Annotated in this window: 12 protein-coding genes; 5 read left to right on the top strand and 7 right to left on the bottom strand. The window is 43.1% G+C overall.

Features of this window, described 5'->3' with window-relative positions:
• The first annotated feature begins 206 nt into the window (after positions 1–206).
• Entirely contained in the window at positions 207–1121 is a 915-nt protein-coding gene (locus FIV01_RS12165) for an ABC transporter ATP-binding protein (protein WP_152431238.1), read from the top strand.
• 1 nt (position 1122) lies between these two features.
• Positions 1123–1893 carry an ABC transporter permease gene (locus FIV01_RS12160; RefSeq protein ID WP_152431237.1) on the top strand — a complete coding sequence of 257 codons (771 nt, stop codon included), beginning with the start codon at positions 1123–1125 and terminating at the stop codon, positions 1891–1893.
• A gap of 71 nt (positions 1894–1964) precedes the next feature.
• Here the strand turns inward: FIV01_RS12160 and panC are convergent, their stop codons facing one another.
• The 7 genes from panC to sfsA form a co-directional block, all read right to left on the bottom strand.
• Complete coding sequence (gene panC / locus FIV01_RS12155) at positions 1965–2867, bottom strand: pantoate--beta-alanine ligase (protein ID WP_152431236.1); 903 nt, start codon at positions 2865–2867, stop codon at positions 1965–1967.
• A gap of 11 nt (positions 2868–2878) precedes the next feature.
• A complete protein-coding gene (gene panB / locus FIV01_RS12150) occupies positions 2879–3673 on the bottom strand; it encodes a 3-methyl-2-oxobutanoate hydroxymethyltransferase (RefSeq protein ID WP_152431235.1) in 795 nt (264 codons plus the stop codon).
• Positions 3674–3698: 25 nt separating this feature from the next.
• On the bottom strand, positions 3699–4181 hold the full coding sequence (gene folK / locus FIV01_RS12145) for a 2-amino-4-hydroxy-6-hydroxymethyldihydropteridine diphosphokinase (RefSeq protein WP_152431234.1): 483 nt from the start codon (positions 4179–4181) through the stop codon (positions 3699–3701).
• The gene (pcnB, locus tag FIV01_RS12140) at positions 4178–5548 is read right to left on the bottom strand and encodes a polynucleotide adenylyltransferase PcnB (protein ID WP_152431233.1); all 1371 of its coding nucleotides are present in this window, start codon (positions 5546–5548) and stop codon (positions 4178–4180) included. The genes folK and pcnB overlap by 4 nt, the downstream gene beginning before the upstream one ends.
• Positions 5549–5660: 112 nt before the next feature.
• Complete coding sequence (gene gluQRS, locus FIV01_RS12135; RefSeq protein ID WP_152431232.1) at positions 5661–6551, bottom strand: tRNA glutamyl-Q(34) synthetase GluQRS; 891 nt, start codon at positions 6549–6551, stop codon at positions 5661–5663.
• A gap of 69 nt (positions 6552–6620) precedes the next feature.
• Positions 6621–7067, bottom strand: coding sequence for an RNA polymerase-binding protein DksA (gene dksA / locus FIV01_RS12130; RefSeq protein WP_152431231.1), 447 nt, complete (start codon positions 7065–7067; stop codon positions 6621–6623).
• Between the two features lie 139 nt (positions 7068–7206).
• A complete protein-coding gene (gene sfsA / locus FIV01_RS12125) occupies positions 7207–7920 on the bottom strand; it encodes a DNA/RNA nuclease SfsA (protein WP_152431230.1) in 714 nt (237 codons plus the stop codon).
• An 81-nt stretch (positions 7921–8001) separates the two neighbouring features.
• Here sfsA and hrpB point away from each other — a divergent pair, with 81 nt between their 5' ends.
• From hrpB to FIV01_RS12110, 3 genes are all read left to right on the top strand, one after another.
• The gene (hrpB, locus tag FIV01_RS12120) at positions 8002–10434 is read left to right on the top strand and encodes an ATP-dependent helicase HrpB (protein ID WP_246210402.1); all 2433 of its coding nucleotides are present in this window, start codon (positions 8002–8004) and stop codon (positions 10432–10434) included.
• Positions 10431–12773: a penicillin-binding protein 1B gene (gene mrcB / locus FIV01_RS12115; RefSeq protein ID WP_152431228.1), complete on the top strand. Its 2343-nt coding sequence runs from the start codon at positions 10431–10433 to the stop codon at positions 12771–12773. The genes hrpB and mrcB overlap by 4 nt, the downstream gene beginning before the upstream one ends.
• A 79-nt stretch (positions 12774–12852) precedes the next feature.
• On the top strand, positions 12853–15114 hold the full coding sequence (locus tag FIV01_RS12110; RefSeq protein ID WP_152431730.1) for a patatin-like phospholipase family protein: 2262 nt from the start codon (positions 12853–12855) through the stop codon (positions 15112–15114).
• Positions 15115–15381 lie beyond the last annotated feature (267 nt).

Raw genomic sequence — 15381 nt, 5'->3', positions numbered from 1 at the left:
GGGCTTTTTTCTATCTTTTAGGGTTATTTTTCAAATATATTCCATATTTCTAATTTATTCGAAATAATAGTTGTGTATATAGATGTTCGGCGATAAACTCAGTGGCAGCTGTGGTGATTAGGAAGTTTTTGGTCACTTTTTTTGTCGGTTGACTTTTCCAATACTTCTACCACAAGACATACGACCTTTTATTAGCAGTGAATACTATGTACGCATTAGAAATAGAACAGCTTCGTAAAACATATTCGGGTGGGTTAGAGGCGCTGAAAGGTATCAGTCTCAATGTGACTGAGGGAGACTTTTATGCTCTTCTTGGACCTAATGGCGCCGGAAAATCAACCACTATTGGTGTGATTTCATCTCTAGTAAATAAAACATCTGGCAAGGTAAAAGTATTTGGCTATGACATTGACCAAAGCCTTGAATTGGCCAAACAGCATTTGGGCTTGGTCCCTCAAGAGTTTAATTTCAATCCGTATGAAACCGTAGAACAGATTCTCCTCCAGCAAGCAGGGTATTACGGTGTTCCTCGTGCACTTGCTAAAGAAAGAGCACAGAAATACCTAACTCAGCTTGAATTATGGGATAAGCGAAATGAACGTGCTCGCCACTTATCGGGAGGCATGAAAAGGCGGTTGATGATTGCAAGAGCGTTAATTCACGAGCCTAAGTTGTTGATTTTAGATGAGCCTACTGCTGGTGTAGATATCGAGCTTCGCCGCTCTATGTGGGAGTTCCTTAAGAAAATTAATCAACAAGGTATCACTATTATTCTCACCACGCACTACCTCGAAGAGGCGGAAATGCTATGTCGAAATATTGGCATTATCAATAAAGGCGAACTGATTGAAAACACCACGATGAAAGACTTATTGAGTAAGCTTGATGTTGAAACTTTTATTTTGGATTTAGAGGAAGGCACGGCAGAGCCGAGGTTAGAAGGGGTGGTTAGTCACCGTTTACAAAATGGTTCGCTAGAAATTGAAATCGAAAAAACGCAGGGTTTAAACAGAATTTTTAGTCAGTTAACAGATCAGGATATCAAGGTCTTATCGATGCGAAATAAAGCCAATCGCCTGGAAGAACTTTTTGTCAATATTGTTCAGCAGGGAGAGCTGTAATATGTATCGTCTATATTGGACCGCTTTTTGTAGTCTTTTGGGTAAAGAGGTACATAGATTTACTCGAATCTGGGTTCAGACACTAGTGCCTCCTGCTATCACTATGAGTTTGTATTTCATTATTTTTGGTCGTTTAATCGGCTCGCGAATTGGTGAAATGAATGGCTTTAGTTATATGGAGTATATTGTTCCAGGCCTTATTATGATGTCAGTGATCACCAATTCATATTCCAATGTCGCTTCGTCATTTTTTAGCGCCAAGCTTCAAAAAAATATTGAAGAGCTTTTGGTCGCGCCTGTGCCCAATTATGTGATTATATTTGGCTATGTGATGGGAGGGGTTACTAGGGGGCTATTGGTTGGCTTTATTGTCACCTTGGTTTCGCTGCTGTTTGTGGATTTACAAGTCGATCATTGGGGTATTATTTTTCTAACCGTATTTATGACGTCAATTGTTTTTGCGCTTGGCGGCCTAATCAATGCTGTATATGCAAAAACATTTGATGATATCTCGATTATCCCAACTTTTGTGTTGACTCCACTTACTTATTTAGGTGGTGTGTTTTACTCAATCAGCTTGTTGCCTGAGTTTTGGCAGGGAGTGTCGAAAATTAATCCCATCGTATACATGGTCAATGCATTTCGTTATGGATTTTTGGGTATTTCCGATGTCGGAATTGTAGAGTCATTCAGCGTATTAGCTGTATTTGTGATTATACTATACTCTGTTGCACACTACCTAATTACCAAGGGAATTGGACTAAGAAGTTAGTGTTTTATAGCAAAAGGAAAGGCTGGGATAGTTGCCCAGCCTTTTAAAGAATTTAGTCCGTTTTATTCAAGTTATTCGGCGCTTTCGGAGGACGATTCTACATTCGCTTCTTCTTTCGTATCCGTTGTTAGATCGACAACTTGATTATCGATTAGGCGAGCTTGCCCTAAAAATGCTGACATTAAAATAACGACTTGAGTGGTCTCTGTACTTACCACGCCTAGACTGTTTGCATCGCGAATAAATATTTCGTCAGGTTGGAGACCTGCGGCGCGAAGCTGATCGCTTGCATCTTCGATAATTGAGGCATAGTCGTCACGCCCTCCGCGTATCGCGCTGCTTATCCAACGCATGGTACGAGCCAAAACAGGTGCGCGCTGGCGCTCATCCATGGTTAATAGATTATTGCGAGAGCTCATGGCAAGGCCATCCATTTCGCGAACGGTCGGCACGTTGACGATCTTTATATCCAGTGCCAAATCTTCAGTCATCTTTTGAATAACAGCGAGCTGTTGGAAGTCTTTTTCACCAAAACATGCAACTTCAGGCTGAACAATGTTGAACAACTTGGTCACTACGGTTGCAACACCGCGAAAATGCCCCGGTCGAGAAACACCTTCGAGGATGTTTGACAGCCCAGGCACTTCGACAAAAGATTGTTTGTCTGTTCCGTTTGGGTAAATGACATCGGGTGTCGGCGTAAAGACAATTTCTATGCCTTCATTAGCTAACTTGCTTAAATCATCTTCGAGTGTTCTAGGATAGTTGTTTAAGTCGTCACTACGCTCAAACTGCATAGGGTTCACAAAAATACTCGCGACAACAATGTCAGCATGCTCGCGAGCCTTACGCATTAGAGTTAAGTGGCCCTCATGCAAATTACCCATGGTTGGCACAAAGGCAATGCTACGGCCATCACGTTTGTACTGCTTGATTTGCTCACGAAGTGTGGCAATCTCAGCAAAAGTTTGCATTAGTTCGCTCCTTACGCAATGGTGTGGGCTTGACTTGGGAAAGTACCACGTTCAACTTCGTCTTTGTACATGGCGACCGCTTTACGCAGATCTCCAGTTTCAGCAAGGAAGTTCTTTGAAAACTTAGGCATGTAGTTTGCCGATATACCGAACATATCATGCATAACTAGGATTTGTCCGTCTGTGGCATTACCTGCACCTATACCGATAACAGGAACATCACAGATATCTGTGATACGAGCCGCTAGCTCTCTAGGGACGCATTCCAATAGAATTATTTGAGCCCCTGCTTCTTGTAGCGCAATCGCATCACGGACGATTCGTTCCGCTTTGTCTTGCTCACGCCCTTGTACTTTAAATCCACCAAAAATATGGACTGATTGTGGTGTTAACCCCAGATGAGCACACACAGGTACCGCACGTTGTGTTAATACTTTTACTGTATCGACTAGCCAATCTCCCCCTTCAATTTTGACCATATTGGCTCCGGCTCGCATTAGCTTAGCTGCACTATCACAGGCTTGTTCAGGTGTTGCGTAGCTCATGAAGGGCATATCAGCCATTAATAGGCAATTTGGGCTACCTGCTCTTACACAACGGGTATGATAGGCGATATCTTCGATTGTAACTGGTAATGTATCAGGAGCGCCATGTAACACCATGCCTAGTGAATCGCCGACAAGAAGAACGGGCATCTCTTCACTTTCAAACAGCTGGGCGAAGCTCGCATCATAGGCGGTGGAAGTAGCAAATTTACGACCTTCCTGCTTCCATTTCATCAGATCAGATATGGTAACTTTTTTCATGATTTTTCCTTTCAGGGGTTGGCTATTATTGCCAAACACGCAGACCGTTTTTCGCGACAACTGATAGCAAGTCATCTAGTCTGGTCCCACACGGGAGAGTGATACTTGGGGCAATTTCAGCCAGTGGGTAGAGTACAAACTCGCGCTCTTTCATCCCATAATGAGGGATGGTTAGGCGCTCAGAATCAATCACCTCATTGCCGTAAAGAATAATGTCTAAATCCAAAGTGCGAGGTCCCCAACGCTCATCTTTACGAACACGTCCTTGCTCTAGCTCAATGGCTTGTGTGCAGTCGAGCAATTGTATTGGCGTTAATCGTGTCTGGATTTTGACGACGGCATTAATGTAATCAGGTTGATCTTGTGGCCCCATAGGCGTGCTCGTATATAGCAAAGAGCTACTGATAAACTCAGATTCCGGTAACTCTTTAAGCGCGTCAATTGCATTGTTTGCTTGCGCTACTGGGTCAGATAAATTGCTCCCAACAGCGATGTAGACCGTAGTCATGAAGATGAAACCTTGTTTTTTTTGTTACGATATGGCTTACGACGACGCTTTTTACCTTGCTCTGGTGTGTCTGATTCTAAATCAGAGACCATAGCTTGTCTCATTTCGCGTCCCGCATTTTGGAATGTCTGCCACCATTTGGCGAGTTGTTCGGTTTCGCCAGTCTCGATTTCTCCTCGCATTTCGAGGAAATCAAAGCCAGCCCTGAACTTGTTGAGTTCCATCAATCGAAAAGCTCGCTTACCATTTCTTCGTGGTAGGCGAAGTTGTAATTGCCAAATTTCTCGAATTGTTGCCGTATGACGACGAGGTATGGCGATGGTACGTACTTGTTCATCGAGAATATAGTTGCTCGCTTCCATAATAGCATCGTATTCAGATAGCTTACGTTTGGCCATTAGCATGTCAGCGCGTGCAAGAAGCGGGTACCAAAGCATAGCGGCGAACATGAAAGCAGGGTTTATACGCTTGCCTTGTTCTATGCGTATATCAGTAGAATCTAAGACTAAATCCAACATTTGCTCAGTCTTTGACGAATAGTCTTGCGTAAAGTCACTGGCAATTAGAGGAAATAATTGTTGGAAGAGATTGTACTCACGCATCAGATGGTAAGTTTCTAATCCATAGCCAGACTGCAACATTTTGAGAGATTCTTCATATAAGCGTGCGGCAGGTATGTCTTGCAATAGGTGTGACATGTCTTCAATCGGTGCCGCTGTATCTTCTTCAATATCGAAATCTAACTTCACGGCAAAACGAATCGCACGCAGCATACGGACAGGATCTTCACGATAGCGAGTCTGCGGATCGCCAATCAGACGAACCAGTCTATCTTCAAGGTCTTCATGCCCACCTGCGTAATCATGGATGGAATAATCACCTATGTTGTAATACATAGCGTTGATTGTAAAATCACGACGCTCAGCATCTTCATCTATGGTGCCATATACGTTATCGCGTAAAAGCATGCCTTCTTTTGACTGCTGCGAGACATTTTTTGTGGTTTCTTGGTGGTGACCACGAAAGGTCGCCACTTCAATAATGTCTCTGCCAAACATAATATGCGCCAAACGAAAGCGGCGACCAATCAGGCGGCAGTTTTTGAATAGCTGGCGTATTTCTTCCGGCGTTGCATTGGTGGCAATATCAAAATCTTTAGGATTTTGATCCAGTAATAAATCTCTTACACCGCCGCCGACCAGAAAGGCCTCAAAACCAGCGCCATGAAGTCGATACAACACCTTAAGCGCGTTATCACTAATGTGTTTACGAGAAATGTTATGTTCTTGGCGTGTGATGACGTTCAGAGACAACTCTGGGTAGACGTCGTTTTTATTTGGTGTTTGGTCGTTTTTATTCATCTGCATCAATTACTCGTATTTCTGGCGGCTCTCATCACCAGTACTCGAGTGTGCCTATTTTGGTCTGGCTTATGGTTCCGTTTACACTATTCGGACTAATTTCGCGGCTAATGATAGCCTACAGCGAGCTATTTGAGAATCGCGGTGTTATTTCAGTTGCATCTGGTAGTTGTTCAATTCTCCAGTTTGCTATACCCCAATCAATGATCTCTCTCACATTACTTTGCTTAATTTCCTTATTTAATTCAAAACCTAAAAATTGCATTGCATCGATTAAAGTGGGTTTAGGTTGCTTTAGGTCAATGGCTGGTGCGTGATTTTGTTTGGACAGTTTTTGACCCGACTTATCTAAAGCTAGCGGTAAATGTATGTAATTGATGAGTGGTTGGTTAAGAATATGATACAAACTTATTTGTCTGCCCGTCGGCTCAATTAAATCAGCCCCACGCACCACTTCGGTCACGCCTTGAGCAATATCATCAATCACCACTGCTAGATTATAGGCAAATAGCCCGTCTCTGCGCTTAACAATAAAGTCCTCTCGTGCAAGCTCGGGAGGAACGGAAAATTGGCCATGTTTCCTATCATCAAAGCTTTCAACTGGATGTGTCATAAGCAATCTAATGGCGCAGTTACCATCGTTTATTAACTTTTTATCACGGCAATTTCCAGTATAAAACCCGCCCATCGCTTTAACTTGCTTGCGCGTACATCTACAGTAGTAAGCTTGTCCAGAACTTAACCAGCTATCCAATTGTGCTTGATAAACGGCATGACGGTGACTTTGGTAAACCACATCATCATCCCAATCAAGATGGTAAGCTTCTAAAGTACGTAAAATAAGATCGGCCGCACCTTTGACTTCTCTTGGAGGGTCTAGGTCTTCAATACGCACCAGCCATTTACCTCGTTGAGATCTTGCCTGGAAGTAGCTTCCTAGTGCAGCGACAAGAGATCCAAAGTGCAGTGGACCTGAAGGTGAGGGAGCAAAACGGCCAATATAAGTCATCTGATATTCTTTTCTAACAAATCAAAAAGGGAGCAATTGCTCCCTCTATTACTCATGTTGCTTACACTGCTAGCCTTGCATTTGCTTTTCTTTAATTTCTGCTAATGTTTTGCAGTCAATACATAAATCAGCGGTTGGGCGAGCTTCTAAGCGACGAATACCGATTTCGACTCCACAAGATTCACAGAAACCAAATTCGTCTTCTTCGATCTTATTAAGCGTTTTTTCAATCTTCTTAATAAGGCGACGCTCTCTGTCTCGATTACGAAGCTCTAAGCTGAACTCCTCTTCTTGAGAGGCACGATCTACGGGATCTGGAAAATTCGCAGCTTCATCTTGCATGTGATGCACAGTGCGATCAACTTCTTCCCTGAGCTGGTTTCGCCATGCGGCCAAAATTTTCGTGAAATGAGCCAACTGCTCTGGTGACATATATTCTTCACCAGCTTTTTCTGTATATGGCTCAACCCCTGCAATTGCTAGGATGCCTAGCGCTTTTTTCTTTGATTCTGGCATGCAGCATCTCCTACTTACACCTGATCCACTGCGCTCGCAGTTGGATTTTAAGGCGGCTATCTATAGCAAAAAGAACAAAGTGAGGCAAACACTCTAGAGTAAACTTGCTGTCAATGTGAAGATGACACCATTTTTTCTCTTAACCAATGAAACGAATAGGTTTTACTAGTTTTACCTCAGTATTTGAAAGCTGTGCCGCATAACACAGTATTTCAACGCCTTGTTCTTGTGCGTTTTTCAATAATTTTGAATATTGTGGGTCTATATGGTGTGCAGGAGAGACTTTTTCAATACCAGAATGCAAAACTGTGAATAAAAGTACTGCTCTGTATCCATTTTGAACCATTTTTGTGAGCTCTCTCAGGTGCTTCTGTCCACGGGTGGTTACCGCATCTGGAAAGTATCCTTGGCCTTGATGCGCTTCATCAAGTAATGTCACGCTTTTTACTTCTATATAGCAGCTTGGGTGCTTGCTTGACGTGAGAAGAATATCAATTCGACTATTTTCATCGCCGTATCGAACTTCTGTTTTGAGTTGTTCGTAGCCTGTTAGCTCGCGGACTATGCCTGTTTCTATCGCTTCTACTGCGAGTTGGTTCGCTCTAGCCGTATTCACGCAAATGGTGTCGCCTTGATTGGTTTGGGTTAGCTCCCAGCTATGCGGGTATTTACGCTTGGTATTGCTAGAAGTTGAATACCAAATGGTATCTCCAGTTGATGCACAACCTGTCATAGCACCAGTATTTGCGCAGTGTATGGTAATCTCTTCATTATCGGGTAAGCGGATGTCAGCAAGGAAACGTTTGTAGCGTTTAATCAATACTGCGGGTTGTAATTGAGGTTGAAACTTCATTTGAGGCTGGATTTATGTACAATATTTACATTATTACATCATAAGGCCTCATCCTTGTCACAGCTTCCCATAGAGAGCGTGATGCCAGACTTATTGTCTGCCATCAAAACTCACTCCCAAGTTATTCTTAAAGCCGCACCAGGTGCAGGTAAGTCGACCCACCTTCCATTAAAGTTATTAACCGAAAATGTGGTTAATGGAAAGATCATTGTGTTAGAGCCAAGGCGTCTAGCTGCACGTAATATCGCCTACTATCTTGCTCAGCAGCTCGGAGAAAGCATCGGTCAGCGTGTTGGTTATCGAGTGAGAGGGGAGTCTAGGGTTAGCGTCAACACGCAACTAGAGATTGTAACTGAAGGTATCTTAACCCGCATGATCCAAATGGATCCGGAGCTGACGGGGATCTCATTGGTGATGTTTGACGAATTCCATGAACGTAGCATTCATGCAGATACTGCTCTTGCGTTTTCTCTCGAAATTCAGGATGTACTGCGAGAGGATCTCAAGTTAGTCATCATGTCAGCGACTATAGACCTCGATGATATAAAAGTGTTGATGCCTAATGCTAAGTATATTGAATCTCAAGGCCGAAGTTTTCCAGTTGAATATCGTTATCACCCTTTAAGACCTAATCAGGGATATGAGCAGGTGGTCGTGGCTCAAATTCACAGTTTAATCGGCAAGGAAACAGGGTCATTACTGGTATTTTTACCTGGTATGTCAGCCATTAAGCGTGTTGCTGAGGGCTTAACCAGTTTGCCCAGTAATGTCGATGTTTTCCCTTTACATGGACAATTGGGTTTTCGACAGCAGCAGGCAGCGATTCAAGCGCCTACTAAAGGGCAGCGTAAAGTGGTGCTTTCGACCAATATTGCTGAAACTTCTTTGACCATCGAAGGCATACGTATAGTGCTCGATTCAGGTTTACAGCGCACTGCGAGATTTGATGTTAAAAATGGGGTAACTAAGCTTGAGCAAGTTCGTATTGCGCAATCATCAGCAGAGCAAAGAGCGGGGCGGGCAGGGCGATTGGAGCCGGGTATTTGTATAAGGCTATATTCTGAAAGTTCGTTAAATCAGCAGCCCTATGTGCCACCTGCTGAGATATTGTCTTCAGATTTATCCAGTCTAGCTATAGAGCTTGCCCAATGGGGTGCTTCTGAACCATCGGAATTAAAGTGGCTGGATATTCCTCCACAAGCAAGCTTTTTACAATCCAAACGGTTACTGGTGAATCTGGGTTTGTTGGATGATAAACATCAATTAACAAGTCGAGGCAAAGCCGCTTGTGATCTTGGGGTAGAACCTAGAATTGCAGCTATGTTAACCCATTCAAATAGCCCCGCATGGCTTTCCACAGCACCTGCAGTGGCAGCGTTATTGGAATCACCTGAGCGCAGCACTGTCAACTTTACACATTCGGTTGATAGCTTCAAGCGAGGAAAACATTCTCAGCAAAAAATGGTGCATCAACGAGGTATGGCTTTAGCTCGCAAGCTTAATGTCGCCTTTTCTACTGAATCTATAGAAGAATCTTTGGTAGCCGTCATGTTAGCTACCGCTTTTCCTGACCGAGTCGCTCAGCTGCGTAGTGGAAAAGTAGGGAAGTTTTTGCTTGCCAATGGGCATGGGGCTGAATTGAATGATGAAGAAAAATTATCTATTTCAGAGTATCTAGTTATTGCAGATCTTATTCGCACCCAATCAGGTTCTTCTCGTATCTTTTTGGCTGTGGAGCTAGAATTATTATCTGTGAAAAAGTGGTTCCCTGGCCTTCTCAAAAACAATGATTATCTTGATTGGGATGATGAAAAAGGACGATTAATCGCCGAATCTCAACAGTGTATTGGACGCTTGGTTGTCGAGCGAGCGCCTTTGCCGACACCTCCTCCTGAAAAAATGACCCAAGCTTTACTCAACTATGTAAGACGTAAGGGACTGGCTGTATTAGACTGGTCGGATAATAGCACGCAATTACTTGAACGTATTCGCTGCGCTGCTGATTGGCTACCAGAACAGCCATGGCCAGAAACCTCGGATGCACAATTATTGAAAAACCTTGAACACTGGTTGGAGCCATACTTAATTGGAGTCAACTCATTGCAAGCAATGAAAAAAATTGATCTTGAGCCCGTATTAATGTCCTATCTTTCTTGGCCACTTAACAAGAACATAGATCAATGGCTACCCGTTTATTATTTGTTACCTACGGGAACGAAGAAAAAGATTCGCTATAAACAAGGTTACGAGCCTATTTTGTCTGTACGAATGCAGGAAATGTTTGGTCAACAAGCGTCGCCTAAGATAGCACAGGGAAGAAAGAAATTGCTGGTGGAATTGCTTTCACCCGCGCAGCGCCCATTACAGATAACAAGCGATTTGGCTAGCTTTTGGGCGAGTGCATACAAAGAAGTACAAAAAGAAATGAAAGGACGTTACCCCAAGCATGTATGGCCTGATGATCCAGCTAATCATGTGGCGACGACGAAAACTAAGCGACAACTGAACTCATGAGCAAGAAAACAACCTCTAAAAGTAAACAACCTAAAACCGCGAAAAAGCTATCTTCTAGGAAGAAGAGCTCAAAGAATCAACGCAACTGGCTAAAAATAGTTTGGAGTGTAGCTTGGAAAGCAAGTCTTGCTGGCATAGTCGTGATTGTGTTTATTGGTGTGTATCTTGATAGCATGGTAAGGCAGCGCTTCGAAGGTCAGTTATTTGATTTACCTACAGTCGTGTATGCGCGAATTTTAAATCTTGCTCCTGGGGACAGTATTTCAATACAAGAGGTGCGCAATGAGTTAGATGTACTCAATTATCGTAAAGTGCGGCATCCTCGCTACCCTGGTGAATATTCATCCTCTTCGACCAAGATTGAATTGTTTCGTCGTCCTTTTGAATTCACCAATGGCCCTGAACCTGATCGTCATGTGATGCTTCATTTCGACGCTACAAGCTTAAAGCGGATTGAGTCATTAGAGAAAGCGGGTGATCTTGGCTATCTGCGTATTGAGCCCAAAATGCTGGGGATGTTAGAAAAGGGTCATGACGAGCAGCGATTATTTCTCAGGCGAGACCAGTTTCCCGAGATCATGGTTGATGCGCTACTCGTAACCGAAGATAGAGACTTTTATCAGCACGATGGAGTATCCCCACTTGCTATCGCTCGAGCTATGGTTGCCAACCTAAAAGCTGGAAGAACGGTGCAGGGTGGAAGTACTCTTACTCAGCAGCTCGCGAAAAATATATTCCTATCTAGCGATCGAACATTATGGCGCAAGCTGCGTGAAGCTTATATGGCTCTGATTATTGATTATAGATACAGCAAAGATCGTATCTTAGAAGGTTATCTCAATGAAGTTTACCTAGGTCAAAGCCGAGGTGAAGCGATTCACGGATTTGGCTTGGCTTCTCGGTTGTATTTTGGTCAGCCCATTCAGGAACTGCGAATAGACCAGCTTGCTCTGTTGGTCGGTATGGTAAAAGGTCCTTCCTATTACAATCCTATCCGGTATCCGGAAAGAGCGAAAGAGCGACGAGATCTGGTGTTACGCTTGATGATGCAACAGGATGTGTTGAGTGCAAGTCAGTACGAAATGGCAGTAAATCGTCCATTGGATATACAAGACAACCCCCGTATTGCAAGTCGCCAGCCTGCTTATTTCCAGCAACTTAAAATTGAGCTTAAAGACAAAGTGGGTGAGGTATTTCAGTCAGATTTGGGCCTGAGGGTATTCACTTCTCTCGATCCTGTCTCACAGCAAGAGCTAGAACAAGCGATTGCTAGAAAGATTCCTCAATTAAGCCAAGTGGCGGGGAAATCTTTGGAAGGCGCTGCGATTGCCGTTGACCGCCATACAGGTGAAATACGCGCTATGGTTGGAGGAAAACGTACCGGCTATGATGGCTTTAATCGAGCGTTGAATGCTAGCCGACAAATCGGTTCACTAGTTAAGCCTGCTGTGTATTTGACAGCCTTAGAGCAGCCCCAGAAGTATAACCTTGCAACCACTTTACATGATAAGCCGATCAGTTTAAAAGGCTCAAAAGGGAGCGTTTGGTCACCACGAAACTATGACAGAAAATTTAGAGGTGATGTACCATTGTATTTGGCGTTAGCTAAATCACTCAATGTTCCGACAGTAGAATTAGGTATGCAATTGGGTATACCTAAAGTTATTGATACTCTGGAAAAACTCGGCGTGGATCCTGATGAGATTAGGCCAGTGCCTTCGATGTTTCTCGGCTCTTTCACTTTGACGCCTTTTCAAGTTGCTCAAATGTATCAAACCCTGACGAATTCTGGTAAGCGCTCGCCATTATCAGCACTGCGTTCAGTGGTTGATAAAGAGGGTAAGGTTTTATTCCAGTCCTTACCTCGAACATCTCAGACCATAGATCAGCAAGCCGCTTGGCTGACCACTTATGCTATGAAACGTGGTGTTTTGGAGGGAACAGGGCGATATCTCAATAGTCAATTTGGCTGGGCAGCATTAGCGGGAAAAACGGGTACGAGCAATGACACTCGTGATAGTTGGTTTGTTGGGGTAGACGGTCGAGAAGTAACAACCATCTGGCTTGGTAGAGATGATAATCAGCCAACCAAGCTTACCGGTTCAAGTGGTGCGCTAAGAGTGTATGCGGAGTATTTAAACCATCGTATTCCGGAAACATTATCATTACCTTGGCCTAAAGGTATTAGTACTTTAGGTTTTGCTTATACTGATAATGGAAGTCTCGAATTGGATTGTGGTAATGCCTTCAAGCTTCCTATGTGGGATGTTAATAATCAGTTGAAAAGTCAGTGCGATAGTCAGCCAGCTCAGTGGATTAAAAAGTTATTTAGCTGGTAGAGGCGTGTTGAACTCATTGAAGGTATTGCGAAAAGGGAACGATGTAGTGAAGAAGTTATTGTGCTTTTTACTTGTCTATATGGCTGCGCTTCAAAACGTGATGTCTGCGGAAAAGCCAGACAAACAGAAAGAAGTTGAACGGCCCAAAATTGCAGTCGTTCTTGCTGGCGGTGGAGCAAAAGGTGCTGCGCATATTGGTGTGTTAAAGGCGCTAGAAGAGCTTAAAGTTCCGGTGGATTACATCACTGGAACCAGCATGGGAGCCTATGTTGGCGGTTTGTATTCAACAGGTATGAGCGCTGATGAAATCGAGAGTTTTATTACTACTGTCGATTGGAATAGCGGCTATCGTGACAGAGTGGATCGCAGTGAACGTCGTGTGCGAGACAAAGAGTATGAAGACAGATACCAACTGACGACCGATTTGGGCCTTCGTTGGGGAGAGATTCATGCAGCTCGTGGAATTGTGCAAGGTCAGGGGATGCTCAAAATTTTGCGTGAGACTTCTGGTAACCTCCCTCGTTTTACTTCTTTTGATGATCTAGCAATACCTTATCGCTCAGTTGCCACTGACATTATTGAGTTAAAACCTGTAGTAATTGGTGACGGGTATCTTGTTGACGCCATGATGGCGAGTATGTCAGTGCCTGGTGCTTTGCCTCCCTATGAGCTCAATGGCCAACTTTTAGTCGATGGCGGTGTGACTAACAACATGCCTGTTGATGTGGCAAGAGAGCTTGGAGCGGACATTGTTATTGCTGTGGATATCAGCACGAACTATAAAGAAAAAGAGGAATTTACAACTTTATTCACAGTAGCTGATCAACTGTCCAACTACTTAGTTAAGAGCACCACTAGCCGCCAAGCTAGCACTCTGACAGATAAAGATGTTTTTCTTCAACCTAAGGTTGGGGATATGGATACTGCGGAATTCGGCAAAATGCCGTTTGCCTACCAGCAAGGCTATCAAGCCGCTATTGCTAGCAAAGCTCAGCTTGAGCGATACAGTGTGTCGTCATCTGAGTACCAAGATTACATTGATCATAAAGAAGATGCTCGGCGAAAGCTTCGTTATGGTGATGAAATCATGGTCGAAGAAATCGTTATTCATAATCACAGTCACTACAGTGAAGAAGCGTTAAAAAAGTACCTTAAACTTAAGCCAGGCCAGCGTTATGCAACGGCTGAGATAGAAGCGAGCGTCCAAAGTCTTTATGCGTTAGATCGATTTGAACTTATCACTTATCGCTATGAAGAAATTGATAATCAAAACACCCTAGTGCTTAATATTCGAGAAAAATCCTGGGGGCCAAATTATGTCAACTTTCGCTTTTTTCTAGAAGATGATTTTGAAACAGACAGTCAATACTCCATTGGTGTTTCAACCAATTTCACCGATTTAAATTCTTTGGGGGCTGAATTTAGGCTCAATATCGAGATGGGCTCGGACAAACTTGTCTTGGGAGAGTTGTACACTCCACTTTTGTTCAACACAGATTTCTTCACCACGGTTACTGGGTCTTACAGCAGTGAAAAAGTCAATATTCCTAAAGGAGGAATGACAGATACGTCATTAGCTGCGACTCGAGATTATATTCCTCTGGCATTTAATAAATGGGGAGCTGAATGGGCTATCGGTTACCAAAACACACTATGGAGTCGAGTTAAACTTGGTGTTCGGTATACAGATGGTAGTGGGAAATTGGCCTCTTTTCCTTCTTTAGGAGACGTGTCGTACAAACGAGTAGGAGGGTTTGTCAATTTTCGTATCGATACTTTAGATAACTACAGCTTACCAAATAAAGGTTGGTATCTGGATCTGGATTATTTGGTATCACATGATGATAGTGTGGGAACTAGCGGTAGTGTGTTTGAAGGGTATGATGAGGACACGGCTTTTGAGTATGGTGCGAAAGCAATCTATGCTCAGAGTTTTTCTCGTCACACTTTGGTGGCAAATCTAGATATCGGTGTAGTTGAGAGCAAAAACTCAGCATTGATCATCGATCCTAAAGAATTGGGCGGTTTTTTAAATTTATCTGGTATCCCTCGTAACAGTCTAATTGGACAAAATAAAATTTTTGGTAGTTTAGTTTATCGTTATCGCTGGTTTGATAATAACTTTGGCTTATTTTCATCGCCATTCTATCTGGGGGCTTCATTGGAATATGGGGGAGTTTGGTCAGATCCCAGCATTAGTGCTGATAAAGCGCCTCTCTATGGTGCAGGGTCTGTTTTCTTTGGAGTGGACTCGCCTGTCGGGCCTATTATGGTTGGATATGGAAGGACAGAACAAAATTATGACTCTTTCTACCTTATTATTGGGACCAGTTTTAAATAATTATTCCATAATAAGTAATGTGAATCACAAACAGATAGGGTGAGTGAATTGGGGAACAAAGTAAAGAAAATCATGGGACTTTAGTTATAACTTGCTATGTTGGTCAAGATGATGAGATTTTAATTTATCGTTAAATTTGCTATCCTAGCGCCCAAAGTTTGGTCTTTTTGATATAAGTTCTAAGCTAAGAACATGATTATCGAGAACCAAGTTTCCAAGGATGTTTACTTCGTTAATTTTGAATAATAGTAATAATAACGAAGAAAC

The organism is Vibrio aquimaris, from assembly GCF_009363415.1.
Taxonomy (GTDB): domain Bacteria; phylum Pseudomonadota; class Gammaproteobacteria; order Enterobacterales; family Vibrionaceae; genus Vibrio; species Vibrio aquimaris.
Note: the sequence above shows the minus strand (reverse complement) of the source record. Positions and strands in the feature narration are given on the sequence as shown.

Bases quoted from the DNA above. Each gene is read 5' to 3' on its own strand.
- FIV01_RS12160 (WP_152431237.1), top strand. From the start codon at position 1,123: ATGTATCGTCTATATTGGACCGCTTTTTGTAGTCTTTTGGGTAAAGAG.
- dksA (WP_152431231.1), bottom strand. From the start codon at position 7,067: ATGCCAGAATCAAAGAAAAAAGCGCTAGGCATCCTAGCAATTGCAGGG.
- FIV01_RS12110 (WP_152431730.1), top strand. From the start codon at position 12,853: ATGGCTGCGCTTCAAAACGTGATGTCTGCGGAAAAGCCAGACAAACAG.
- mrcB (WP_152431228.1), top strand. From the start codon at position 10,431: ATGAGCAAGAAAACAACCTCTAAAAGTAAACAACCTAAAACCGCGAAA.
- panC (WP_152431236.1), bottom strand. From the start codon at position 2,867: ATGCAAACTTTTGCTGAGATTGCCACACTTCGTGAGCAAATCAAGCAG.
- sfsA (WP_152431230.1), bottom strand. From the start codon at position 7,920: ATGAAGTTTCAACCTCAATTACAACCCGCAGTATTGATTAAACGCTAC.
- pcnB (WP_152431233.1), bottom strand. From the start codon at position 5,548: ATGCAGATGAATAAAAACGACCAAACACCAAATAAAAACGACGTCTAC.
- gluQRS (WP_152431232.1), bottom strand. From the start codon at position 6,551: ATGACTTATATTGGCCGTTTTGCTCCCTCACCTTCAGGTCCACTGCAC.
- FIV01_RS12165 (WP_152431238.1), top strand. From the start codon at position 207: ATGTACGCATTAGAAATAGAACAGCTTCGTAAAACATATTCGGGTGGG.
- folK (WP_152431234.1), bottom strand. From the start codon at position 4,181: ATGACTACGGTCTACATCGCTGTTGGGAGCAATTTATCTGACCCAGTA.
- hrpB (WP_246210402.1), top strand. From the start codon at position 8,002: ATGCCAGACTTATTGTCTGCCATCAAAACTCACTCCCAAGTTATTCTT.
- panB (WP_152431235.1), bottom strand. From the start codon at position 3,673: ATGAAAAAAGTTACCATATCTGATCTGATGAAATGGAAGCAGGAAGGT.